The following is a 23,608-nucleotide window of genomic DNA, read 5'->3' as shown; positions in this document are numbered from 1 at the left end:
CCCCGAGTGATCGTCGAAGAACATCCGGTGGCCGACAGTGCGGCCGGACCCTACGCCCTCACCACGGGCCCGGACGGCGCCCTGTGGTTCACCCTCGTCCACAGCGGCCGGATCGGCCGGCTCGTCCCCGGCCAGGAGCCGACGAGCCACCGGCTCGACCCCGACAGCGGACCGACCGTCATCACCCGCGGCCCCGACGGCGCCCTGTGGTTCACCGAGTACAGGGCGGACCGGATCGGGCGGATCACCACCGACGGCGTCATCGACGAGTTCGACCTGCCCACGCCCGGCTGTGGGCCGTTCGGTATCGCGCCGGCACCCGACGGCGCCCTGTGGTTCACCGAGACCGCCGCCGACCGCATCGGCCGCATCACCGCCGACGGCCACATCACCGAGTTCCCTCTCCCCGTCGCGGGCGCGTTCCCCTCCGCGATCACCGCCGCCAGCGACGGCGGCATGTGGTTCACCCTCAACCAGGCCAACGCCATCGGCCGGATCGGCATGGACGGCGCCGTCACCCTCCACCCCCTGCCGACCGAGGCGGCAGCACCGGTGGGAATCGCCGCAGGCCACGACGGAGCACTGTGGTTCGTCGAGATCGCCGCCGGACAGATCGGCCGGATCACCCCCGACGGGCAGATCACCGAGTTCCCTCTGCCCGACCGCACCGCCCGGCCGCACGCCGTCACCGTCGACGGACAGGGCACCGCGTGGTTCACCGAATGGGGAGGCAACCGCGTCGGCGCGATCACCCCCGACGGCTCCGTCACCGTCCACGACCTGCCCACCCCCCGCTGTGAACCCCACGGCATCGCCATCGGCCCCGACGGCGCCGTGTGGACCGCACTGGAGATCGGCGCACTCGCCCGCATCACCCCGGCACACAGCACCACCTGAGCAGACTGCCCCCCTCCTCGCATCGCCGGCAGCGACCACCCGCACGGCGGCCGGAGACGACCCGCCCCGCCTGGCCCGCCGCGGGCCAGGCAGGGCGGGTGACCTGTGACCGCAGGCCGTCAATGCCCAGGCCAGGCCAGGCCGTGCCAGATGGCCAGGCAGCTGACGCAGAACGTGGGGGATCTCGCCGGACGGCCGGAACGCGATCGGGTAGCAGCCCGCGAAAAGCCTCACGACGCGGCGACCACGCCGTGTTCGCGCTGCTCGAAGGTCGCATGACCTGCCCGGCGACCCCGCCGTTGTCCGGCGCGAGCTCGCCGCCGGCACCGGGCTGTTGAGGACCACCGTGCGCGAACTCCAGGGCCCGGACACCGACGACGGCGCCACCTGCCTCGACGCGGTCGTCGCCGAAACCGAACAGGCCCCGCCCCTCACCACCGAGGCACGGCCGGCGCTCACCGACCGCGCACGTCACTGCACCCCGGACCTGACGTCGCGGATCCCGCTGCGAGCGATGACGAACGCCCCGCGGGCCTCTTCGCCGGCAGCGGAGCCTCAGGGCGGCGATGAACCGAATGAGCGCGCGGGCGGGCCGCAAGCACCGGGCGCCGGCCGGGTCACTGCCGGCCGACACGCCGCAGGCTGCGGCGTCCCCGGCCGGACCGGGCCCGGCTGCAAGACGCCTTCGCCACGGGCCCGGCTCCGACAGGCGGCGACCACACGCACCATCCCGCAGACCGCAGACCGCAGACCGCAGACCGCAGACCGCAGGCCCCCGGAGCCGAGCCGCACCCGCACCCAGGTCGCCTGCACCCGGCCGCCCCCGATCGGCTGGCACGCAGGCGTGGACCCGTGGGGCTACCACGGGCGGTGCGGCCGGCGTCGTCGGCGGCGCGCCCTGCGCGCCCTGCGCGGCGGTCCTCGCCCGGACGGACAGAGCCGGTTCCCGGCCGTCGACCACCCGCTCCCCACCGCCACCGGAGCCACCGTCTCCCGCGGCCACCGCCCGGCCGCACCCGGAACCGGAGTTCCACCGCTACGCCCCGACCGACAACGTCCACGCACCCGCCGACGCCGGAGACAACCGGACCCACAAGGCCCCCGCTCCCCTGGGAGCGAGGGCCAGGAGGTCACCTGCGGCTGCCGCGCCCGGCGCCGGAGCAGCGGACCCCGATCGCCGGACGAGCGTCGGGGCCCGCCGCCCGGGCCCCGAACCTTGTCACTGGCTGCGCACCACCACACCGTCCAGCAACGCCCGCAGCTCGCGGGCCGGCCGGGCGGGAGCCCGGATCCGGTCGAGCTCCGACAGCGCCGAGGCCCTGCACCGCCGCGCCACGGCGAGCGCCGCCGCGCGTCCGCCCGCCTCCTCGGCCAGCTCCGCCGCTCTGGCCACGTCCCCGTCCGCTTCGAGCAGGGCGGCGAGACGACGGGCGGCGGGCCGACCGCTCTCCAGGGCGGACACCACCGGCAGGGTCTTCTTCCGCTCGCGCAGGTCCCCGTGCACCGGCTTGCCGGTGACGGCGGGATCGCCCCACGTGCCCAGCACGTCGTCCGCGATCTGGAAGGCGACCCCCGCCTGCCGGCCGGCCCGGTCGAGGCCGGCCACCACGGCGGGGGACGCGCCGGCGACCAGCGCCCCCAGGGCCAGCGAACAGCCCAGCAGCGCACCGGTCTTGCCCTCGGCCATGTGCCGGTACTCCGTGCTCCGCACACGGCGTGGCCCGGTCCACGGGCGCCCCGCGAACAGCAGGTCGTCGGCCTGTCCGCGCACCAGGTCGCCCAGCGCCGCCGACAGCAGCCGTACGCCCTCGATCCCGCCGCCGGACGTGGCGAGGGTGTCGACGGCCAGCGCGAAGAGGGCGTCGCCGGCGAGGACGGCGGGGCCGGTCCCGTACGCCCGCCAGACGGCGGGACGACTCCGCCGCACCGGGTCGCCGTCCATGATGTCGTCGTGCAGGAGCGAGAAGGCGTGCACCAGTTCCACCGCGACGGCGGCGGGCACCCCTGTCTGCGGGGGCGCTCCGGCGATCTCCGCACCGAGCACGGCCAGGGCCTGCCGTAGGCCCTTGCCGCCGGGGGCGGTGACCGGGGCGCCGCCCACGTCGCACCAGCCGAAGGAGTAGGCGGCCATCTCACCGACCCAGGGGTGCAGCCGGCCGACGGCCTCCCGCAACGCCGGCCGGGTCAACCGCGCGCACCGGTCGACGGTCCGGGCCGGCGTCGCCGGTGCCGCCGGTACGGCCGTCACCGTCACGCGCAGACCTCCCCGTCCGGGACGAACTCCGCCTGGGCCCGGGCGACCATCTCCCGGGCGTGCCGCAGTCCGATCCGCTCGGTCACACGGGCGAGTTCGGCGAGTTCGGCCGCCGTCGTGGCGCGGTCACAGCCCAGTCGGGCCTGTGCCTTGGCCAGCCCGAGCCGGGCCAGCGTCTCACCGCGCGGCTCGGTCATCTCACGGAACTCCGCCAGCGCGTCCCGGTACAGGTCACGCGCCTCGGCGTAGCGCCCGGCGCGGTAGAGGACGTTGCCCCGCATCTTGAGGTTGTAGGCGAGAGCGCTCTTCAGTTTCATCTCCCTGCACGTGGCCTCGGCCTGCGACAGCAGGGACAGGGCCCGCCCGGTGTCGCCGTCGCGCACGGAGACGACGTCGGCGAGGCCGCGCAGGGCCCAGGCGTGCCCGCGCCGGTCGTCGGCGCGGGCGGATATCTCGGCCGCCTCGGCGAACAGTTCGTAAGCGCTGTCGTACTGGCCGGTGTTGCGCCGCATCTGGGCGATGCCCTCCAGCGCCCAGACGGTGTGGCGGGCCTCCCCGCGCCTGCGGGCCTCGTCGAGCAGCTGCTCGTGCAGCCGGCCCACCGCCTCGTAGTCCCCCTGGATGCGGCCCGTCTCGGCGAGACCCGCCAGCGAGTACCCGCGGACGACGACGTCCCCCGCCTGCTCACCGAGCCCGGCGGCGAGCGCGAGCAGCCGGCGGGCCAGCGGGAACGCGCCTCGCTGGCGGGCCAGGGTGCCGCCGCTCCACAGCGCCCAGGCCATGCCCGCCAGGTCGGCGGCCTCCCGGGCCGTGCGGTAACTCGCCTTCCAGGCCCGCTCGGCCTCTCCTACCTGCCCCAGGCGCCGGTGCGCCTCGGCGACCGCCAGGCCCGTGCGCGCCGCCTCGGCGGTCCGTCCGGCCCGCACGGCCTCCTGCATCTGCTCGATGCCGGCCGCGAGCACGTCCGCCAGCGGTGCGTTGACGGACAGGGTGGTGAGGGCGCCCTGGTACTCCGGGGCGAATGCCTTGCCGTACATCAAAACCTTTCCGTTCGGTGGCCCGGACCCCCCTGTATACACATCGCGTATACCTTGGGTGTATAGTCCGGCGGCCGTCAGCCCTTCTGCTGAGGGAAGGGAGAGAGGGCTACGGCCCGTTCGTCGTCCCATAAGACGGAGAAACCCGGTCCGCGGTTGCCTCCACCGACCGACGAAAAAGCCCGACGACACCGAACACACCACTCCAGCCGGACGGCGGGCCTCCTCCGCCGGCGAGGAGACCCACCGCCCACCGTCCCACGTCGGCACCGCTCGCCGTCCCGCTGCCGACGACGCGGCCGCACCGCCCCAACAGCACGAAGAGCTCGGCTGCCCGGCTCGTCCCACCGCTGCCGAACGCCAGAGTGACCACGACCTCATGGCCGGTCGGCAGGGGGTACTGCCCGGCGGGCTGTCCCGACACCCCTCCCTGCCCTCTGCCCTTCACCTTCCTCATCGCGCTGTACGCGCTCACGGCCAACTCGGGCTTCCCAGAGACCCACCGCCGGTCGGCAAGCGCGTACGCACCAACCGCAGACGCCAGTCGAACGTCGTATCGGGCGGTCCAGATGGCCGGATGGCGTCGTACCGCACTCCCTGGCAGCAGACGGGCGCGCCACGAACTCGCGTGACGAGACGGGAAGCCTTTGGCATGATCACCCGGTCGCCTGACCCACCCAGCCTGGAGGAACACCACGGCCATCGACCACGAGCTTGCTCCGGCCCGGCTGCCCTGGCCCGCCGTCGACCCCGACCGCAACGCCTTCGCCTGGGACGAGGCGGAGGCATCTTCGCTCACCACGACGATCGCCTCGATGGTGCCTTCGGGCGAGGCCGCATGGATGGACAAACACCGCTTCACCACCGAGGTCACGGCGCTTCTGGCCGCCCGATACGGCCGGTGGGCCTGCGGATGGCACTGGGCGGTCGGCGAGGGCGGTGGAAGTGGGGTCGTCACCCGCTGGTGCTGTGTCTCCCACTCCGTAGGCCGGCCCGCGGCAACGGCCGCCGACGTGGTCGCGTCGCTGCTGGAGTGGCGCGACTGGCTGGAGGAGTTGGCGGAGCGGTTCGAGCAGTTGACCCCGCCCGACGGCGCGGATGCCGAGGATCGCAGCTGGCACCTGGAACGAGCGGCCACCCGACTCGTGACCGTGGTCATGGACCGCACGGGTGCCGAATGCGGCTGGTACGGACTCTGCCACACGGTGCTGACCTGGTTCCTCTCCTCCACGGGCATGGAGGCGGAAGACGCGAAGAGCGCGGTCGACACCGCGATCGGCGGGCGGTTCACGAGCTGGACCGCGCCGTCACGGACCCTGATCGACGTGGTGGGAGAGGACCTCGCCGTCGACCTGACCGGAGTGCGGCCCTACCGTGAGCGCTGACGCCTTGGCCGCCTGGATGCAGGCCAGGAACCAGGCCGACTGGACTTCCGCGGCCGGCGCGGCACCGGCCCCCGTCGAACCCCTCGTGGACGGCCTCACCACCTGGTGCAGGGAAGGAAACCGCTCCCCGGACGTCGATCGAGGCCACCGACTGCTCGCGGCCCTGACTCAGTCACGCACAGACGCCTCCCGCAGACGCCCCCTCACCTGCGCACTTCTGACCGGATGGCAGCGGCTAATCCTTGGCCGGCCTGACGTGCGCTTCCGACGAGGCGACGCCTTCGCCAAAGGCGGCCGGGAACGCTACGCCCTGACGCCGCACACCCAGCGCGACTTCGAGCGCTGCCTGCGCGACAGCACCGACCCACGGGTCCCCCTGGCCTCACGCGCAGCCAGGGCCTACCTGGACGTCGCCTTCTTCCACCCCTTCGCGGACGGCAACGCCCGCCTTGCCATGCTCACCCTCGGCTACGTCCTGGAGCTGGAAGGCGTCCGGCTGGACCAGGTCGGCCCCTTGCAGACCACCCGCCTTGCGGACGACGCCGTCGGGGCGGCAGACCTGGCCGCCCTGGTCCTCGTCCTCATCCGCTCGACCCGTCAACGGGCCACCAGGCCCCCTCACCACGGCAGCACCTCCCCTCTCGAGCCTCCTGACCAGCTCCACCGCGACGAGCGCACGTAAATCGCGCACGCTCGAGCCCCTTCGACGCGCCCCGGGCGCCGCAGTCGGCCATCGCGTCGAGATACGCAGCCGGCACCTCCACGCCCTCGACCTGGAGGACGCCCGGCCATTGCTGGTGCCGCACCCACCGCGTCGGTCACCAGACCACACGCCGGACGAGTACCCGTGCGACCCCGTGAGGAGAGATACCCGTTCACCGTGTGGTGGAGCCGGCACCTCCCGTCACCACGGACCAGTTCCGCACAGCTGGCAGAAGTGAGCACCGATACGCACACCCGGGCACGGGCCGGGAATCCCAGCGCGTTCGCGGAGCTGTTCGACAGCTGCTCGCCCGCTGATGAGGCACGCGTCCGGCGCCGGGCGGATGGCGAGCACCCGCCCGGCGGCCGTCGACGCGAGGGCGCCGGGACCGTCAGATGTCGATGACGCGGTAGGCGATGGTGTAGACGCCACCGGACCCCTCGAGCGAGCGGTACTGGATCTCGGCGCCCGCCTCACTGCCCGTCACCAGCGTCGCACCCAGCTTGTCGTCGCTGCTGGTCGTGTCGTCGTCCCACAGCGTCATGGTGCGCGCCTGCTGCTTGCCGAGGACGAGGGCCGCGTTGCCGTTGCCATCGGTCATCGACCGGACGTAACCCGGGCCCATCGTCTGGTACTTGAGGCTCCCCGGCCACACCTTGACGGCGTTTCCGTTGGCGTCGGTGACCTTCAGGTAGGCCTCGTCGTGATCGCCCTCGCTCTGCTGGTGACAGGTCAGCTCCAGCAGTTCGATGCGGACGTAGTCGATCGGCTCGGCCTGGGCCGCCGTGGCGAATCCGGCGACGCTGCCCAGCGAGAGCAGAGCGGCCGTGGCCACTCGCGCGATTGCACGCATTGGTTGGTTCCCCCCTTGAACGGTGTGGTGGCCCCGCCTTGTCCCGCGAGGCCCGTGCCATCCCCCGGCACACATCCACCCTGCCCGCCGTCACCGCCTCACATCTACGCGCGTCCCACTGAGCGGAACGCGGCCGGACGCCCTCACGGACGCATCGATCCCGGACCGGCCCAAGGCACGGGTGACGGCGGCGGCTGTCTCCGCGACCCGGTCCGCCATCACCTCCAGCCGCTGGCCGGCCTCGACCATCACGGCCACCGCCCCCACCACGGCTCCCGTCGCGAGCCGCACCGGCAGCGCGGCGCAACAGACCCCGGCCACCACATCCTCCCGGTCCAGGACGGCGCCGCCGCGCACCGGGCCCCGCAGCGCTTTGCCCAACGCCGTGTCCAGCGAGAACGCCTCGCCGTTGCGGACCGGCACCAGCGGCTCCGTCCGCCCGGGCACCGAGCAAACCGTCAGAGCCCGCTCCTCGTGCATCACCGCCAGCACCGCACTGCCGCCGGTGACGGCTCTCAGCCGGTGCAGCGGCAGGCGTCCCGCATGCGCAGTCCCGGGTGCGGCTGCCACGCCTGGCCGAGCCGGTAGAGCTGTGCACCCAGCCGGTAGCGCGCGCCTCGGCGCTCCACGGCCCCCAGGGCCACCAACTGCTCCAGCAGCCGGTGAGCCGTGCTCTTGGGCACCGCGCAAGCCACCGCCAGTTCGGTCACCCCTGCCTCGTCACCGTGCTGCCGCAGGGCTTCCAGCAGCGCGAACGCCCCCTCCAGCACTCCGCGTCCTCTGTCCGCCGTTCGTGTACGTACAGCTGTGTCCATGACATCCCCCGATGGCGTGTCCCGGCCGCGTCCCCCCATAACGGCGCGGCCCTCAACGTCCGGGACCATGTTCCCCGGACCGCCGTGCCGGGCGAAACCATTCCGGCATGTCGCCCCGCACACACCCGGGACGCCCGAAGACTGCTTCCGCTCTTCACGGACACCGAGCCGCTACGGCACAAGGACCTCCGCAGACTGCGACTCGCGGATGCGATCACCACATCGGGTACTCAGTTCACGGCGGCGACCACGCCGATGCAGATCCACGGCCTGACCGGTTCACCCGCGGACACAGGACTCGCAGGCCTCGTTCCGACGGTCCTCGCACCACTGTGGGGGAGGAGAGGGCCGCGGCCGGGGAGATCAAGACCCCCCTGGATTGCCGGTCTGCTGCCGTGGCCCTCTCCGCGGCAGGACTGGTGAGCGGCGCCCTGTTCGCCCGCCACCACCCCGCCACCGCCCCGCGCCACCTGGCCCTGCTGGGGACCCTGCACGCGGCGGGATGGCTCCCCCTGCTCGCCCCGCTCCCAGGCATGGCCGTCATTCTTCTGGCGACGCTGCCGGGCGCTGTTTTCGTCCCCCTGCTGACGGTGGCCGGCCTCACCGTCACCGCGCTGGCCCCGCCGGGCACGTCGACCGAAACCGGTCGGCTGGACGACCGCCTCGATCCGCCACGGCTCGGCCTGCGCTACCGGTAACCCGGGCTATCGGAAGTCGCGGAATGGCCGATCTCTCTTCAGCCCGGCGCGAGCTGCTTGTGCGCACGAGTCCCGGGGCGGACGCCGGCCGACTCGGGTCAATTGGCCTCCCCCAGGTGGCTCAGGGCTTGGCGGAAGTCATCGAGGGCCGCCCTGAAACCGCCGGCAGCGGTACGGAAGCTCGATCGGTCGATCAGGATCCTCGCCAGTGTTCGCGGACCCTCCACCGGGTCATGCCGAGACAGCCGACGGGCCAGGCCCACTCCGTCGTCGAACAGGGAGGGAGCCCACCCGCTCCACGAACAGATGGGTGCGGTGCTCCCAGTAAACGGCGGAGCGGACAGTGAGAACCCGATGCAGGCGGACCAGTTCGGCCAGATGCCGGTCCGGATCCTCAACGGCTCGCAGAGCAAGGGCGTCCACCTCTTCACGAAGAGCATGACGGCTGTCGAAGTAGCGCTGCCTGGTGTCGGGCGACCACCGCATGACCACAGCCCGCCGAAGGCGGACGCGGCCCCTCGGACGCAGGCCGATCGCTGTCCGCGCCGGACATGGTCAGCAGCACCGCCCAGAACGACGCCTGGGACGCAGCCGCGGAGCCGCACGTCATCTTCCTCTGGTCAGCACGGTGATCCGAACGAAGCTGCCTAGGTCGGGCTTCCTGCGGGTAGGGCGGTGCAGGGACGCTCGAGCGCAGGGCCTCCAGCGCGGCGGTCGCCTCATCGGCGTCGTCGCCCGTCACTCATGCCTGTGCCGCCGACGGGTTCGGTGCAGCGTGCCCTGCCGGAGGGGAGGAACCCCGTCCGTCAGGTGACGGTCATCATGTTGGAGGGGGAGGCCTGGTTGCCCACGGTGAAGGCTACGTTGGTGGGGCCGGTGAGCGCATCCTCGGTGGCGCTGACGCAGACGAACATGACGGTTTTCTCGGCGCCGACGGCCAGGTCGACGTCTGTGAAGGTCAGAGTGCTTCCGTCGGCGGAGATCGTCCCCATGTAGACGCGATTCGTGCCGTTGACCATGACGGTCAGCTGGTGGTCGGGCCCGTGCGGCCCGCCGAAGCGGAGCCCTGCCTGGGGGAGCACTGCGCTGATCGTCTGCAGGGGTACGTTGCGGGCTCCGTTGTTGCCTACCTTGACGCCGGGGTACTTTTCACCCCCGCCCCTTTGCAGGATCACCGGGTCGCCGCTCGGCGAGACGGTGAAGGCCGGGTTGACGACGATCCGTGTGGAGGGCGACGTCTTTCCTGAGACGTCGAAAGTCAGGTGAGCGGAGCCGATCGGAGAGTCGTGGTCGGCGCTCACCGCCACCCACATGATCGTGGTGCCGGGCAGTCGCAGGTGGACGTCGGTGAAGGTGAGCGAGCCACCGTCACCCGACAGCACACCGGGATACGGGACTTGCGTCTTGTCGGGGTGCTGCACGGTCAGCTGGTAGTCGGCCTGGGCCTGCGTGCCCCAGAGCAGGTGGCGGTCAGGCGGCAGGGTGACCGTCACCGTCAGCGGCCCCAGCGCAGCGGTCGATGCAACGCGGACTCCGGGATATGCCGCCTTGTCGCCGCCCTGCGTGACTGGTTCGTCGGGCGGTCCGCCTTGTGTGACAGTGAGAGTGAGGTCCGTCCACTGCAGCACCACTTGTCCGCGGCCTTTGGCGTCACCGATGCCAGTCTGGTAGAAGGGGTCGCCCTTGCCGCCCGCCTGCGTGCCCGCACCGGCCAGGGTGCGCCCGTTGGTGACGCCGGGGCCTTCCACGAAACTGCTGCCCCCGGCTCCACCGCAGAGAAATCGGGTTCCGATTGCGAGGCCGCCGCCTCCACCCGCCCAGCCTCCGCCGCCGGCGGCGTCGCCTCCGCCACCGCCTCCGCCCATGCCCGGGATCGGCACCTCGCCCGCATACCTCAAAGGGAAGCCGGGGTTGCCGTTCTCGCCGGTGCTACCGCCCGGGCCCCCGAACGCCTTTACGTCGCGGTGGACCGCGCCGTCGCCACCAATGGTCCCCGAGGCACCCTTCGCCGCTGTCCAATTGCGGTCTTTCGTCTCCGCCGTTCCGTCGGAGCCATGCGTGCCGCCACCTGCCCCACCCGCGACGTGGTTCCAGCCCTCCCCACCGCCTCCGGCGATCAGAAGTGGTTGTCCCAGCCGCTGGCTGTACAGGCCGCTCATACCTCCGCCGCCCACTCCGCCTCCCATGTCGACGACGACCAGCAGGGTCTCCCCCGGCTGGACCGCGATGTCCCCGGCAGCGAACCCGCCCCCTCCGCCTCGCCTGTCCTTGCCGCCGCCTCCCCAGCAGCGGGCGTCGATCTTGGTGACACCGGGCGGGACGATGAACTTCTGCACTGCGCCGGTGTGGTTGAACCGCTCGATGCGGTGCCCGATGCCCGGGCTCTCGTCCGCCGTGGGAGCTGTGGAGGGCTCGACGGCCTCCGCTGAGGCGGATCCGGGAGCGATGGTCTCCGTGGCCATGGTGCTGTCCTTTCCTTGAGATCTTCGGCTGTGGTCGTGGCCGGTTGCATCGGGCGGGTTCCGTCAGGGACGCCGGCCGCACGCACCGCGGGAGGCGACAGCCCGCGGGGTTTTGCCTCCTTTCGCCTGTTTCGCGATCGGCATACGTGGCGACGGCACGCCGGACGCGTTTGTCGTCGTGCCCGCGAGTTCCTGCCGGTGCCTCGACGACGGCACACCAAATGCCGCGGCCGGGGGTCTTCTGGATGCACCAAAGTGCTGCGCCTCACCCGGACGTTGGACCGCCGCCGCTGTTGTCCTGACGCGGCAGCGGTCAGGGCACAGCGTCCTTCCCACGCGAGCCTGCGTCGTCGGTGGCGGTGTGCCGGGTTGCGGCAGTACCACCTCGGGTGCCGCCAGAGGTCTTCTCCCGGATCTGGCCCGGCGACCATGGGCGCGTCCACCGGTGCCGGCGGCACCGGCGTCCCCGGCCGTCCCGCCGCCGGCGCGCAACGGTCTGCGGCCGTCGTCGAACATCCGTCTCACCCAGCGCAGGGTGGAGGCCCGCGGCCGGCCGACGGTGGGCGAGCCGTCACGAGGCGGGCCTCACCTGCGAAGGCCGTCCCACCCGGTGGCCGCGCTCGGCCAGCGGCCGCAGCATCCACTCCCACCCGGCGTTGTGATCCGGCGGATACCCGTACACCCGCGCCACCACCGACAACGACCGCACAGCCGGCACCCTCGCGGCCACCCGAGACGGGCGGAGGGCCACACCCCGGTCCGCCCGCAGGGCACCCCTCGCCGGAAGGGAAGAGGCGCAAACCGCGTGCCGCAGCCCCGGCTCGCCCGGGCGAGCCTGTACATGCGGCACACCAGGACCGGTACGCCTGACCGCGGCGCGCGAAAGCGGCGGGACCACGCCCGCGGGCGGCCAGGGAGCCGACAAGGACCCGGCGGCCCCCGTGCAGAGCGTCGCGGTACGACGGCTCACGTACGCCGCCAGGGCCCGCAAACCGACATTCCCGCCGCCGCTCACGCCACCTCCCGATACGACCGAATCGAGCAGGCAAGGAGACAGCGCCAGTCCTTCCCGTACGCCGCACCCACACCGCCGGCCCGATACAGACGTCCCGCGCCCGCACCGTGCGCACACCTGTACGCACCCGTTGCCACCTGAACGCCGGTCGGTACCAGCGCACAACCCCAGCACGCACATGCGCGATCCCACACACGTGCGCTCCCGCGCGCGTCCCTGCCTCCAGCCGCTTCACCCTCATCGGCACCCGGCCTGCCTCACCGGCACGGTCCTCGTCCGCGACGAGGGAGGTCGCCTCCCACGACCGCGCCCGCCCGAACCGGCGGATCACACCGCAGGCACTCCTTGAGCCGGCCGACGGCAGGGACCACCTGTACGAGGCGGAGATGAAAGAGGACCGACTTCCACCGGGCGGAAGCTGAGCGCATCGCACCTCGCCAGTCGGAGAAGGCTGCGGCGCGGCAGACGGCGAGGGCGGCCGAAGCGGACGTGAAGGAAAGAGCCGCAGTCTGTTCGGGCGGCGCCGCCGGTAAGCGCGGCGGGAGCCTGGGCAAGCCCCTCGGACGGCGGCTTGCCCACCTCAAAGGGCCTCCACCAATCCCGGAGCACTTCAGCCCGACAGCGCACGGGAGCACATGCTGGTGGATGCTGACCCGCGTGTGCGACGCTTCGGGGACAACCAGCCTGGTCTGGTGAGGGGCCCCGCGCCGCCCTCGAAGGTCATCTGTTGGTGACCGGGGCGTGGTACGGGTTGTCTTGCTCGGCTGTACACGGCCCCACGCCGCGTGCTTGATGCCCTCTCCCCACGGAGGGCGTGATGGGCTCAACCCCGAAAGGGGTCGAACCGTGAGCGATCTCATCGTGCTTGCACAGCAGTACCCGGACCGCAGCGTGATCACCGTGCGCGGGGAGATGGACATGCACACTTGTCCTCAGCTGGCGAGGGCCGCAGCCATCGTCCCGCTGTGCGGCAACGCGTTGCAGGTGGACCTGTCGGGCGTGTCTTTCATGGACTCCAGTGGGCTGAACCTGCTTGTGCTGCTGCGTCGGCGCCTCCAGTCCAAGGGTGGACGCCTGGCCGTCACCGGACTTCAGCCGCAGCCCGCGTACCTCCTGCAGATCACGGAGACCACCGCCCTGTTGACGGACACTGCGGCTGGGGACGGCTCCCACGGCGCCCTGACCGCTTGAACCGGCGAAGCGGCGAGACCTCTTGCTCGATCGCCGGTCGCGCTGGTCCCGGTCGGACCCCAGGAGAGCCAACCGGCCCACAGGCACAGGTTGACGGCGCTGGTTAGCAGGTCTGAAGAGAGGGCCACAGCGACGACGCGTACGACCCGGTCGACGTCGACCCCTACGACGGCGGGGAGTTCCCCGTCTTCCGCTGGCGGCAGGCACCCGCCGGCGTCGCACACGACGAAGGAGTCGGCGCAGGGTTCGGTGTCGTCGGACAGCGCGGTCAGCCCAGCATGCCGATTGCGTTGTGGAGCGTGGCGGCATCACGCAGGTATGCGTGCTGCCGTCGGCGTCCGGCGTCAGACGATGTTGACGATCGTGGACTGCGACGTCATGTAGGGGCCGACGGTGAAGTCCACGCCGGTCGGTCCGAGGGGGGTGGTCGGGTCGGCGCTGACGCACACCCAGAGGTTGGCGCGGTCCTGGTCGTTGGGGATGGGCAGGCTGACGTCGGTGAAGGTCAGCGTCTGTCCGTCGCCGGAGAGGTCGCCGAAGTGGGAGACCATGGTGGTGCTGGAGTCCATGACGGTCAGCTGGTGGTCGGGGTTGCCCGTGGTGCCGAAACGCAGACCGGCGGGAGCGGTGACGGTGATGGTCCGGGCGGGGATGTCCTGCGCCCCGTTGTTGACCACCTCCACTCCCGGGTAGCGCACCGCCGCGCCGTCGCGGGCGAGGTCGACCGGGATGCCGCCGGGGGCGAGGGAGAAGGCCGGCTGGATGACGACCGGGGTGGAGGGAGAGGTCTTGCGGCCTACGGTGAAGGTCACCGCGGTGGTGGCGAGCGGTGCGTCGTGGCCGGCGCCGGCCGCGACGTACACCGTCTTCTCCGTACCCGGCGCCTTGGCCAGGTCGACGTCGTCGAAGACGAGCGTCATCCCGTCGTCCGACAGTGTGCCCGGGTAGGTTTCGCCGCCGATCACGGTCAGCTGGTGGTCGGGCGCGGCCGCGGTGCCCCAGCGCAGGTCCACACCGGCCGACAGGCTCGCTTCGATCCGCTGCAGGGGCAGGGGCCCGATCACCTTGTCGGTGAGCACCCGCAGGCCCGGGTACCCGACGCCTCCGCCGCCGCGCAGGTTCACGTCCGGCGGCCCGCCGGGCGCGAGCTCGAACGCGGGGACCACCTCAAGGGAGAACACCACCTGGGCGGTGTCGGCCTGGGCGGTCACCTTCACCGGCCCGACCGCCGTCCCCGCGACCACAGCCGGCGCGGTGGCCGTGCCGTCGGCGCCGGTGGTGGCGGTCGCGGACGTGCTTCCCCCGGAGAACGTCGCGTCGCCCTGCGTCACGGTGAAGGTGACCGGTGTGCCGGTGATCAGGGTTTTTCCGTCCGCGGCCCGCGCCTTGACCGTCAGCGGGCCGGCGAAGGTCTCCTCCTGGTCGGCGATCTCGTCCTCGCCGGCCACCGCGTTGAGGACCCCGGCGGGCAGCCGCCACTGCAGCACCACCTGGCCCGCCTTGTCGGCGTCGCCGACACCGGACTCGTAGAGCGGGTCGCTCTTGCCCGCGGCCTTCGCTCCGGAGCCGGCCACCGTCTTGCCGCCGCTCACACCCGACGTCGCGACGAACCCGGATCCGCCGCCTCCGCCGGAGGCGTAGGCGTTCTTGTTCCCTTCGACGCCGCCTCCCCCTCCGCCGCCCGCGTAGCCGCCCCCGCCACCGTGGTAGTCCGACGCGTAGGCGTTGCCGCCGCCTCCGCCCATCTTCGGCTTCGGGAGCACTCCGCCGCCACTGCCTCCCGGCTTGCCCAGGTCGCCTCCGGCTCCTCCGCCGTTCTTGGCGTTGCAGGCGGCGCCGGCGCCCCCCTTGGCGCTTGACGCGCCGCGCGCTGCCTTCCCGGAGTAGCCCTCGTGACGGCCTGCTCCGTCGCCTCCGCGAGTGCCGCCGCCGGGGCCGCCGGCAAGACTGCCATTGTTGCCGGCTCCGCCGCCACCGGCGATGAGCAGGGGCGTGTCCGCGCTGCGGTAGAGACCGGAGAGACCTCCGCCCCTCTTGGCTCCGCCGCCGAAAGTCAGGCTGCCCACGACGACCTTCAGCACCTCACCCGGCGTGACCGTCACCACGCCTGAGGTGAAGCCGCCTCCTCCGCCCAGGCCTCCGCCGCCTCCGCTGCCCCACATGCGGACGTCGAGCGACGTCACCTTGTCCGGCACACGGAAGTCCTGGACCTTGCCGGTGGATGTGAACCGCTTGACGCAGTGGTAGCCCGCGGTGGGAGTGGTCATGAAGTGGCGTCCTTTCGTCGGAGACCGACCAGAGCGGTCGTCGGTGGCTGGATGGCTGCGCTCCTGCGGCGCACCGTGCCGTCGGCGCGGCCGGTCTTCTCCAGGCCCTTGTCGCATTCGTGCGACCAGGCCGCCCGGCCGTCACCGGCCCCGCCGGATTCCGGACTCGTGTCCGGCCGGCCCGGGCTCTGCCCGAGGCCCGCGCGCCCGCACCGGCCGTCCCGGACATCTCTCGCCGCTCGCAGGGAGGGAAGGCGGGGCAGACCGGCGGCCGCCCCGTCGCGCAGGCTGCGGGCGCCCGCGGACGCGGCGCCGGCGAGGCCGGCCACGGCGCGTCCGCGTGGTCCCTGCGGCCGATGGGCGCGCGCCAGGTCCTCGACGGCGTCGCACCACACGTCGAGGTCGCTGGTGGCACTGAGTTCGTCGGAGCGGGCCAGAGCCCGCTTCGAGGCACGGGCCCACACCTGCGGGTCCTTCAGGTGGGTGAGGGCGTCGATCCAGGCGGAGGGGTCGTCACGGTAGGCGAAGATCCCGGCCTGCCCGAGCGCCTCGACCAGGCCCGGGGTGGGATGGGCGACCACGGGGATGCCGGAGGCGAACGCCTCGATCGCCACCCGCCCCCACGACTCGTACAGGCTGGGCATGAGGATCACCCTCGAACGGCTGTAGACGTGCTCACGCATCCGCTGCCCGGGCACCGAGTGAAGGACCTCGCAGTTCGGCATCCGCGGCGGCGGCTCGATCTGCTGGCCGTAGGCGCCGCGAACCCCGAGGAAGCGCCACTGCGGCATCCACGCCGCAATGTTCCAGAACAGGTCCCCACCCTTGTCCGCGTTGAGGTTCACCAGCGTCACACAGTCGCCGGGCCGCGTGCGGTACTCCTCCGCGATCACCGGGGGCCGCACCACGATGCTGCGCCGGGGCAGGAACTCCTCGGGGAAGCCGGAGTAGAAGATCTCGCCGTCGCGGCGGATCCACTGGCTGTTGTAGACGACGAGGTCGGCGCCGGCCGCATTGTGGAAGCTCGCGGGAAAGTTGTCGTGGCAGATCACCGCCACCGGCACGTCCGCGTCGCGGGCGAGGCCCGCCACCAGCGGCACGTTCTCGTAGTGGGAGACCAGCACGTCGGCGGTGCGGGCCCGGGCGGCGAACTCCAGGCCCTGCTGGAACGGGACCACGTGCACCCCGTCGATCTCGTAACCCTTCCCGGACTTGCCCGGGTGCGACAGCCACACCTCCACCCGGTGACCCCGCTCGGCCAGCGGCCGCAGCATCGAGTGCAGCATCCACTCCGAACCAGCGTTGTGGTCGGGCGGATACCCGTACACCCGGGCAACGATCGACGCCCCTCTCCCGGCCGCCGCCCTGGCCGCCGGTCGCCGAGGGCGCCGCGCCGCCCTGTCCTCCTGCACGCACTACCTCCGCTCAGGGTGCGAGAAATGCGAGCACCCGGCCCGGGCGCAACACCGGCCGCCGACCGCTGCCGGCCGCCGGCACGGCGGAAGACAGCGGTCGGTGAAGGTGGGGGCCAGGGCGGGCACCGCGCAGCCGCCGGCATGCCGGAAGCAGGACCAGCCCCGCGTTCCGGTGCCGTGCGCAATGTCTCCCGCACGAAGATCAACTTCGCAGTCAGTGTGTCCCGCGCCCGGACCGGAAGGTCCCGGAAAAACGTTCGGGCAACAACAGGTGCCGTCAGGGTTCACTCAGAAGAGGGGTGGTACATCGGGTCGCCACACAGCCAGCCCTCGCACGCCCCCCTGTGACCGCCCCGGGCAGGGCGGCACATCTGACCAGCTGGCCTCCCACCAGTGGGTAACCAGTGGCGTTTCTGGCGTGCCCCGACACCGGCGCGGCGACAGCGATGCCGAGAAGACGCACCAGGTGCGCGAGGGCGACCAGCAGGCGCACCGCCCACAGCCCGGACCGCACCGCGGCCGGGAAGCCAGCCACTGAGCGGACCCAATGGTGCCCACCCGGTGCGCACCACTTCCACGCGCCGGCCGCACCGGTGCGCGCACCACCGCACGGCACGCACTGGGTGGGTGCGCTTCACCGCACCGGTGCACCCCCATCCGGTGCGGTGGTGCGGTGGTGCGGTGGTGCGGTGGTGCGGTCAGCGGTGCAGAGCCACCACATTCCCCACCACCGTGCGGGCCCCCGCGACCTGCTCGTCGCGCAGCCCCTGCAGAGCCCGGACGGCGTCGGCCGGTGCATCGGCGACGAACTGGGCCACGAAGTGCGCGAGGGTGCGGGCGACTCCCGGTCCGGCGGTCGCGGGGCATGCGCCGCCCACGCGCGGATCGCCGCCAGGTAGAGGACGCCGACCTCGTCCAGGACGAAGGAGTCGGTGCAGGGGTCGGTGTCGCCGGACAGCGCGGTCACGGGGAAGACGACCAAATCCGCGATGACAGGCAGCAGTCCCGGCAGTTGCCCCACCTCGGGCGTGAACCGCGCCGCCGTGCCGTCGTCTCCGGCCGCCACGGCCAGGACGTAGTCGAAGCCGAGCCGGACCAGGTGCGGCGGCAGCAAATCCAGACCTGCGGCCGGGTGACGCCCGGCTGAAAGGGCTGAGGGCAGGGCAGGCGAGGCCGCTTCTGCCCCCAGCTAGTCACACCGGCAACAACTGCCACTGCCCGCCACCGTGGTCGCCCTCCGCCCAGCACTGCGTGACCACCACGGGCGTTGGCTTCAACGCCCAGAAGCAGACCGCTGCTCCGGTTCACGATCTCGTCGACCAAGCAGCCATCAGCGACGGTACCCACCGAGATCAGCCACCACTGCTGATGATCCGCCTCGTCGCCTTCGCAGGCGCGCTGCGCGACCACCGCACCGGCCGCCACCCGGGCTTCGTCGACCAGAGGGCGGCCACCGACCGGGTTGATGCGCTGCGAGGCTGACCGCACACTTCCTGAAGTCCTGTCATGACCTCAAGTGATTACATCCTCCAACTCGTGCGGCAGGCGCTGGACGACTTCGACAGCAAGCCCCTGAAAGTCCCGCCATGGCCCGCAAGACTCCCGCCCCCGCACCCGCCCCGGCCTCCACCGGGCGGTCTTCCAGCGGCTCGTCACCCTCCCCCTCGGGGACCTCACCCCCTACCCGGGCAACGCCCCCCTGGCCAATTCCGCGATGGTGAGGTCGGCGGACAGGCCGCCGACCCGGCAGCTCCCGGCCATCGAGTCCAGGTACGACACCACTGCCGGGACCACGTGCTGCCAGTCACGATCCGTGGTCGGCGGATCGATCTCGCCGACCACGGACCAACTGCGCATCGCCGCCCGCGCCCGCGACCTCGTCGACCAGGGAACCTCAATCGAGGCCGCCTGCCCCCCCCCACGCGGGATGCCACTCGGCCAACTCCCGCCATCCCCTCTCGAAGTGCGGGTGGATGGCGGGTTCGGTCAACCAGTCGTCTCACGCCCCCGAGCAGCCACCGACCTCGAGGGAGGACACCGCGTTGTCGTAGAGGAACAGCAATTCCTGCTGCCCACCCGCCGGAATGTCGAAGTAGTAGCCGCGGAGGTCGGCATCGGTGTGGATGCAGACTTGACCGTTGGTGCGGTTCCACACCGAGCTGGCCCGATCGTTCCACTCCCAGCCGATGAAGTAGGTTTCCTTCCGGTCGAGCTGCAGGACGTCCCCGGTGAAGTTGTGGCCGTCAAAGAGGCAGAATTTACCTTCTGAACAACGGATCACCGCCCCGTCCTTGGGGTCGGTCGACGCGGTTGCCGGAGGCGCCAGTACGGCGGTGGCGGCGAGGACTGCTCCTACTACTGCGGCCCTGACTGTCAGTTTCATGAGTGCTCTCTCCCGTTGTCGCCCGTGGCAACGCGGTCATGGTCGCCGCGTCCTAGCTGTCGCTTCTCCAGGGCATCTCCGGCCGTAAGACGGTTCCCGCGCACATGTGGTTCATGGAGATGACATAGGTCACAATCTCCAATGCGGTGCCCGTGGTCTTCTCCAGCGGGCGAGAACCGTTCCTGGAGAAGATCCGCCTGGACAACTACCGCGGCCGCATCAGACAACTGCACACTCAGGTTCGACTGGGGTTGGGGCAACTTCGCCGACGCAATGCGCCGGGCCGTCGGCGACGAGCCCCGGGACAAAGCAGAGGTCCGCTCCATGTCCCAAACACTTCCTCCATGGGTGTCTTCTGGCTGCGCGTGGGGTTCGGCCGCGGCAAGCTCGCCTTCTACAGAAACCTCAACGCCTCTGCCTCTGCCACCTTCACGAACGTCGCCTTCTACGACGCCGGTCTACAACGAGCAACCCTGACTGGCCAGCACCCGCAGCCCTCACCCCCGATTGACAGTGGCCCCCACTGCCTGATCACTTCACCCACTGCATGCCCAGCTCCCGTAGCGTGTCGAGCTGCTCCGCGGTCAGCTTGTCTCGCCTAGTGCGAACGTTCGAGACCCACACACCCAGCTTCACGACCACCGGCTCCGCCTCGCCGTCGACCGTGATCTGTTCGCTGTGGCTCCTCGGCACGGGCTGGTCCGCGCCTTCCCGCTCGACCCACTGCGTGAGGGCCGCCAGGCCCCGCTGGAATGCCTGCTGCGCCTTGTTCGGTCCCTTCGTCGCACGAGCGGCTGCCGGGGCGGCAGACGGAGCCTTCAGCGGTGTGATGCCCAGCGCGGTGAGCCGCTCCTGCTGCTCGGCAGACAACCGCGCCCAGATGCCCGGCTTGCGCTGCTGCTGGAGCCACCGCCCAATGTCGTCGCCGTCCATCAGCACGCCGGGCGCGATATCGGGCAGGGCGCCGTCGGCGTCGACCAGGTCCGCGAGGTGGCGGTAGTGCCGCTGCCAGTCGAGCGGCCACGGGCAGTTCCAGTCGGGGTCGATCGCGGCGAGCTGCGCAGCACGCTGCTCCGCCCGCGTCGGGTTCTTCCCGAGGCCGCCCTTGCGGCGGAGGTTGGCCATGTGCTGCCCGACCGGGACCAGGCCCTCGATCTCGCTCTCGCCCCACATCTGGTCCTGGCGTGGTGCGAGGTGTCCGGTGGCGCGCCGGTAGGAGCGCAGGGCGGCGAGTTTCCTCTCCCAGGCTTCTTCGCCGGGTTCCCAGACCATCCCGGCCTCGGGCGCGTCGAGCAGTTCCTTGCGGCGCGGCTCCAGCTCTCCGACCCGCAGTGCTTTTCTCTGCTGGTGCACCCACCGCCCGAGCGGAAACGCCCTCGTGGCCCCGGCTTCGACCTCGGTGTCGTAGGGAACGGCGTAGAGGCCGGTGATCTCGTTCTCCTTCCGCCAGCGGAGCAGTGCCCGGTAGCCCTCGAGCCACACCAGCGACTCCGGCCGGTAGACCCGGGTCCGCAGGAACGCCGCGATGGTCGCCGCATCCCGGGGTGAGGAGAAGTGCAGCAGCGCGGACGCGGCAGCGACGTCGGAGCCGTCTTCGCGCTCCTCGTCCTCGCCGTCACTCTCGCCGCTGGCCCCGACGATCCGCCCGTCCTCATCCCGCCGGACGTGGATCTTGCGCTTGCCGCTCGTGAGCGCACGGGAGGTCAATTGCTCGACGAGTCGCTCATCATGGCTGCGCAGCCCCTGGAGCACGGCTACGAGCGGTTTGTAGCTGGCGGAGACGATCATGTCGGTCGGGTCTTCGCCGGGCTCCAGGAAGACGGGGATGAGGATGCGGGCAGTCTTCGTGCTGCCGTCCTTGTTGGGCCGCAGCGCTCGGCCGATGTTCTGCACGATCTCGACCTGTGAGCCGCGGGTGTCGGCGAAGCACACGGCCTCGACCCCCCGCTCGCCGGTGATGTCGACGCCTTCCCCGAGCACGCGGCAGCTCGCCAGGAACGCCCGGTGTGCCCGCCGGCCGGCCGAGTCGATGCCGTTCGCGAACTGACGCAGCACCTCACGCCGCTCGGTGACGAGATGGTCCCCGCACAGCCACGCCGACCACACCCGGTCCGGAGGTACGTGGCGGCCCGCCTCGAGGTCGTAGAAGGCGGCGTTGATCGACGACGCGGGGAGCTTGTCGGCGGCGGTCAGGTCCTCGTCCGAGACATCGCGTGCATACAGCGCGGCCGCGGTCTCGGGCAGTTTCTCCGCGAACGCGGCGGCCTCTTCCACCTTCTGGTGGAAGGTCAAGACCGTGCGCAGGTTCCACGCGGCGGCGTGCTCCAGGAGCGCGGCTTGCAGAAGCGCCAGACGCCGGCCTCGCCGCGCCTCTTCGGACTCTCCGAGGACGGGGGAGGGGTCGCGGATCTCCAGTACGTCGATCTCGAATCCGGCGAGGATCTCCCGCTCGATCGCCTCCGACAGACCGAGCTCCGCAATCCACGCGCCGTACGTACCGTTCGGGTCGTCGGCCATGGTCGCGAGCTCCGCCTCCTGGCCGTCCGCGCCCTTCTGCGGGCGGGCCGCGGCGAGGATGCGCGGGGTGGCGGTCAGGTAGAGCCGGAAGTCCGCCGGGATCCGCTGGTTGTCGTGGATCGCCGCCCAGGGTCGGCCGAGGTCGCCGGCGGTTCCGTGGGCCTCGTCCACGATGGCGAGGTCGAAGCCGTCCATGCGCTGGCCGTAGAGCCGCTCTCCGCCCGCCAGGGCGGCTTCCAGCGGCCCGCGGACCTTCCGCTGCTCGGGTGCGTCGACGCCCTCACGGTCCACGAGAGAGGCGTACGTGGCGAACACGACCACCGGCCCGGAACCGGCCCACAGGGCGAGCTGGATCGGGTTGGTGGTGGTGCGCACCCCCAGCTCCTTCAGAACCGGGTCACTCTCCAGCGAGCACACCGCGACCATCGGCGCGCGGTGGCCCACCAGCCGCCACGCCTGGGCGGTCTGCACGAGCAGGTCCAGGGTGGGCACGGTCACCAGGACCCGGCCGCCCGGGAAGCACTCCAGCGCGCACGCAGCGGCTGTGATCGTTTTCCCGGATCCGGTCGCGGACACGATCGTGCCCCGCGCACCCCCCGACGGCACAGATGATCTTGCAGGGAACCCCACCCACCTACGGAAAGCTGTTTTCTGCGCCACCTGGTGTTCCCGAAGCTGAATACCCAGCATTCTCAAGCCCTCCCTCTGACTTATTTCCCACTCGCTTCGGGAATCACTGGGACGGCGTGAAGGGCGGGACGGACACCGTACCGCCCTCGCCCACCACGATTCGCTCAGCGAGCTGGGCCAGGACCTGAGAGGGAGCCAGCCCAGCCCGGTAGGCCACCGACCGGAGCAGCCGGCTGGACGCGGCGGACAGCCAGACCTCCGCATGCAGCTCGCCCGCTCTCTCCCGCCCCTGCTCCCCGGAGGCGGACTGTGCCTCAAGCACACCAGCAAGCTGTTCCGCACGCTCACGAGCCCACACCGATCCCTGAACATCCTGCTGCGGCTCGTACGCGCTCCAACCGGCTGCAGTCATCAAGTCCCTGATGCGCTGCCACTCGGCGTGCTGGGCCAGCCAGATGACAGCCAACCGCTCCCGGTCCATCTCGAACGCGTAGAAGGAACCGTTGCCCCTCAACTGCTCCGCGGTCTCCCGCTCACGGACAGCGGCCTCCGCGACCTTTTCCGCAACGGCGGCGACGTCCAGGCCATTCGCCTGACGCCGGACCTGATCCCGCGCCACGTCCTGAGCACTCCACATGCGTTTTCCCTTTTCCGAAAGGCGCGGGCATTTGATCCCGCATCGAGTGGTTGAGGGTGGCCCGTATTTTCGCCAAGAGTACATACTAAATCCTTCTGATGCATCCACTACACCAGAACCCGAAACGAACGAGCCCCCACTCTCGCAGCCAGCCTGGCCCGCGCCAGCGGGCCCCAACGGTCCTGGAGGCGCAGCCGGAAGGACCGCCAGGCGGAGGAGCACAGCGATTCCGCCTGCCCGGGTTGCAGCGCAGCGGAAGCCCGAACGGGACAGGGTCCCGCCGCTTCGGGAGCGCAGCGTACGGAGCGGCAACCCCGATGCGCAGCATCGGGGTTGTGCGGGTGGCGCAGCCACCCGCCAGCGCTCTCGCGGAGCGGGAGCGCAACCCCCGTGCGCAGCACGGGGGTTCGCTTGCACATCGCGCAGCGATGTGGTACCCGCTCCGCGGG

At 71.5% G+C, this 23,608-nt stretch carries 19 protein-coding genes and 1 pseudogene; 7 read left to right on the top strand and 13 right to left on the bottom strand.

What is annotated here, in order from left to right:
- Positions 1–6: 6 nt before the first annotated feature.
- The gene (locus tag Sfr03f_RS29905) at positions 7–897 is read left to right on the top strand and encodes a Vgb family protein (RefSeq protein ID WP_174721684.1); all 891 of its coding nucleotides are present in this window, start codon (positions 7–9) and stop codon (positions 895–897) included.
- A gap of 1,219 nt (positions 898–2,116) precedes the next feature.
- Here the strand turns inward: Sfr03f_RS29905 and Sfr03f_RS29900 are convergent.
- On the bottom strand, positions 2,117–3,145 hold the full coding sequence (locus Sfr03f_RS29900) for a polyprenyl synthetase family protein (protein ID WP_245967848.1): 1,029 nt from the start codon (positions 3,143–3,145) through the stop codon (positions 2,117–2,119).
- Positions 3,146–3,147: 2 nt separating this feature from the next.
- Positions 3,148–4,188 (bottom strand): tetratricopeptide repeat protein, encoded by a 1,041-nt coding sequence (locus Sfr03f_RS29895; RefSeq protein ID WP_108957353.1) that lies wholly within the window; start codon positions 4,186–4,188, stop codon positions 3,148–3,150.
- Between the two features lie 815 nt (positions 4,189–5,003).
- Here Sfr03f_RS29895 and Sfr03f_RS29885 point away from each other — a divergent pair.
- Both Sfr03f_RS29885 and Sfr03f_RS31590 read left to right on the top strand, forming a co-directional pair.
- Complete coding sequence (locus tag Sfr03f_RS29885; protein WP_245967842.1) at positions 5,004–5,573, top strand: hypothetical protein; 570 nt, start codon at positions 5,004–5,006, stop codon at positions 5,571–5,573.
- A 16-nt stretch (positions 5,574–5,589) separates the two neighbouring features.
- Positions 5,590–6,255 carry a Fic family protein gene (locus Sfr03f_RS31590; protein ID WP_281262854.1) on the top strand — a complete coding sequence of 222 codons (666 nt, stop codon included), beginning with the start codon at positions 5,590–5,592 and terminating at the stop codon, positions 6,253–6,255.
- A 412-nt stretch (positions 6,256–6,667) separates the two neighbouring features.
- Here the strand turns inward: Sfr03f_RS31590 and Sfr03f_RS29875 are convergent, their stop codons facing one another.
- The 3 genes from Sfr03f_RS29875 to Sfr03f_RS31440 all read right to left on the bottom strand — a co-directional run bounded on the left by Sfr03f_RS29875 (position 6,668) and on the right by Sfr03f_RS31440 (position 7,899).
- Positions 6,668–7,111 (bottom strand): hypothetical protein, encoded by a 444-nt coding sequence (locus Sfr03f_RS29875; protein WP_245967840.1) that lies wholly within the window; start codon positions 7,109–7,111, stop codon positions 6,668–6,670.
- A gap of 108 nt (positions 7,112–7,219) precedes the next feature.
- Positions 7,220–7,576, bottom strand: coding sequence for an IclR family transcriptional regulator domain-containing protein (locus Sfr03f_RS31585; RefSeq protein WP_159105769.1), 357 nt, complete (start codon positions 7,574–7,576; stop codon positions 7,220–7,222).
- A gap of 68 nt (positions 7,577–7,644) precedes the next feature.
- On the bottom strand, positions 7,645–7,899 hold the full coding sequence (locus Sfr03f_RS31440) for a helix-turn-helix domain-containing protein (RefSeq protein WP_108957348.1): 255 nt from the start codon (positions 7,897–7,899) through the stop codon (positions 7,645–7,647).
- A 464-nt stretch (positions 7,900–8,363) separates the two neighbouring features.
- Here Sfr03f_RS31440 and Sfr03f_RS29860 point away from each other — a divergent pair, with 464 nt between their 5' ends.
- Positions 8,364–8,642, top strand: a complete 279-nt coding sequence (locus Sfr03f_RS29860; protein WP_174721680.1) for a hypothetical protein — start codon at positions 8,364–8,366, stop codon at positions 8,640–8,642.
- 806 nt (positions 8,643–9,448) lie between these two features.
- Here the strand turns inward: Sfr03f_RS29860 and Sfr03f_RS30465 are convergent.
- On the bottom strand, positions 9,449–11,104 hold the full coding sequence (locus tag Sfr03f_RS30465; RefSeq protein ID WP_159105768.1) for a hypothetical protein: 1,656 nt from the start codon (positions 11,102–11,104) through the stop codon (positions 9,449–9,451).
- A 1,861-nt stretch (positions 11,105–12,965) separates the two neighbouring features.
- Here Sfr03f_RS30465 and Sfr03f_RS29840 point away from each other — a divergent pair.
- Positions 12,966–13,310, top strand: coding sequence for an STAS domain-containing protein (locus Sfr03f_RS29840; RefSeq protein WP_159105767.1), 345 nt, complete (start codon positions 12,966–12,968; stop codon positions 13,308–13,310).
- Between the two features lie 344 nt (positions 13,311–13,654).
- On the opposite strand, the gene Sfr03f_RS31580 is transcribed toward Sfr03f_RS29840, so the two are convergent.
- The 3 genes from Sfr03f_RS31580 to Sfr03f_RS30455 form a co-directional block, all read right to left on the bottom strand.
- Positions 13,655–15,577 carry an Ig-like domain-containing protein gene (locus tag Sfr03f_RS31580; RefSeq protein WP_159105766.1) on the bottom strand — a complete coding sequence of 641 codons (1,923 nt, stop codon included), beginning with the start codon at positions 15,575–15,577 and terminating at the stop codon, positions 13,655–13,657.
- Positions 15,574–16,905, bottom strand: coding sequence for a glycosyltransferase family 4 protein (locus Sfr03f_RS29820; protein WP_308216752.1), 1,332 nt, complete (start codon positions 16,903–16,905; stop codon positions 15,574–15,576). Before Sfr03f_RS29820 ends, Sfr03f_RS31580 begins: the two co-directional genes overlap by 4 nt.
- 721 nt (positions 16,906–17,626) lie before the next feature.
- Entirely contained in the window at positions 17,627–18,106 is a 480-nt protein-coding gene (locus Sfr03f_RS30455; protein ID WP_159105765.1) for a hypothetical protein, read from the bottom strand.
- A gap of 137 nt (positions 18,107–18,243) precedes the next feature.
- Between Sfr03f_RS30455 and Sfr03f_RS30450 the strand changes: the two genes are divergently transcribed.
- Positions 18,244–18,474: a hypothetical protein gene (locus Sfr03f_RS30450; protein WP_159105764.1), complete on the top strand. Its 231-nt coding sequence runs from the start codon at positions 18,244–18,246 to the stop codon at positions 18,472–18,474.
- A gap of 198 nt (positions 18,475–18,672) precedes the next feature.
- Here Sfr03f_RS30450 and Sfr03f_RS29805 read toward each other — a convergent pair whose 3' ends face one another.
- Positions 18,673–18,849 (bottom strand): hypothetical protein, encoded by a 177-nt coding sequence (locus tag Sfr03f_RS29805; protein WP_245967839.1) that lies wholly within the window; start codon positions 18,847–18,849, stop codon positions 18,673–18,675.
- On the opposite strand from Sfr03f_RS29805, the pseudogene Sfr03f_RS29800 reads away from it, so the two are divergent.
- Positions 18,836–18,904: pseudogene (locus tag Sfr03f_RS29800) on the top strand (MerR family transcriptional regulator); the annotation flags it as partial. The gene Sfr03f_RS29805 and the pseudogene Sfr03f_RS29800 sit on opposite strands and share 14 nt — an antisense overlap.
- Before the next feature lie 87 nt (positions 18,905–18,991).
- Here Sfr03f_RS29800 and Sfr03f_RS29795 read toward each other — a convergent pair.
- The 3 genes from Sfr03f_RS29795 to Sfr03f_RS29780 form a co-directional block, all read right to left on the bottom strand.
- Positions 18,992–19,375 carry a peptidase inhibitor family I36 protein gene (locus tag Sfr03f_RS29795; RefSeq protein ID WP_108957341.1) on the bottom strand — a complete coding sequence of 128 codons (384 nt, stop codon included), beginning with the start codon at positions 19,373–19,375 and terminating at the stop codon, positions 18,992–18,994.
- A 531-nt stretch (positions 19,376–19,906) separates the two neighbouring features.
- Positions 19,907–22,582 carry a DEAD/DEAH box helicase gene (locus Sfr03f_RS29785; RefSeq protein WP_108957340.1) on the bottom strand — a complete coding sequence of 892 codons (2,676 nt, stop codon included), beginning with the start codon at positions 22,580–22,582 and terminating at the stop codon, positions 19,907–19,909.
- A gap of 43 nt (positions 22,583–22,625) precedes the next feature.
- Complete coding sequence (locus tag Sfr03f_RS29780; RefSeq protein WP_108957339.1) at positions 22,626–23,159, bottom strand: hypothetical protein; 534 nt, start codon at positions 23,157–23,159, stop codon at positions 22,626–22,628.
- Positions 23,160–23,608: the final 449 nt, after the last annotated feature.

The sequence above is a fragment of the Streptomyces fragilis genome (assembly GCF_003112515.1).
Lineage (GTDB): Bacteria > Actinomycetota > Actinomycetes > Streptomycetales > Streptomycetaceae > Streptomyces > Streptomyces fragilis.
This window is presented reverse-complemented; position numbering and strand designations above follow the sequence as displayed.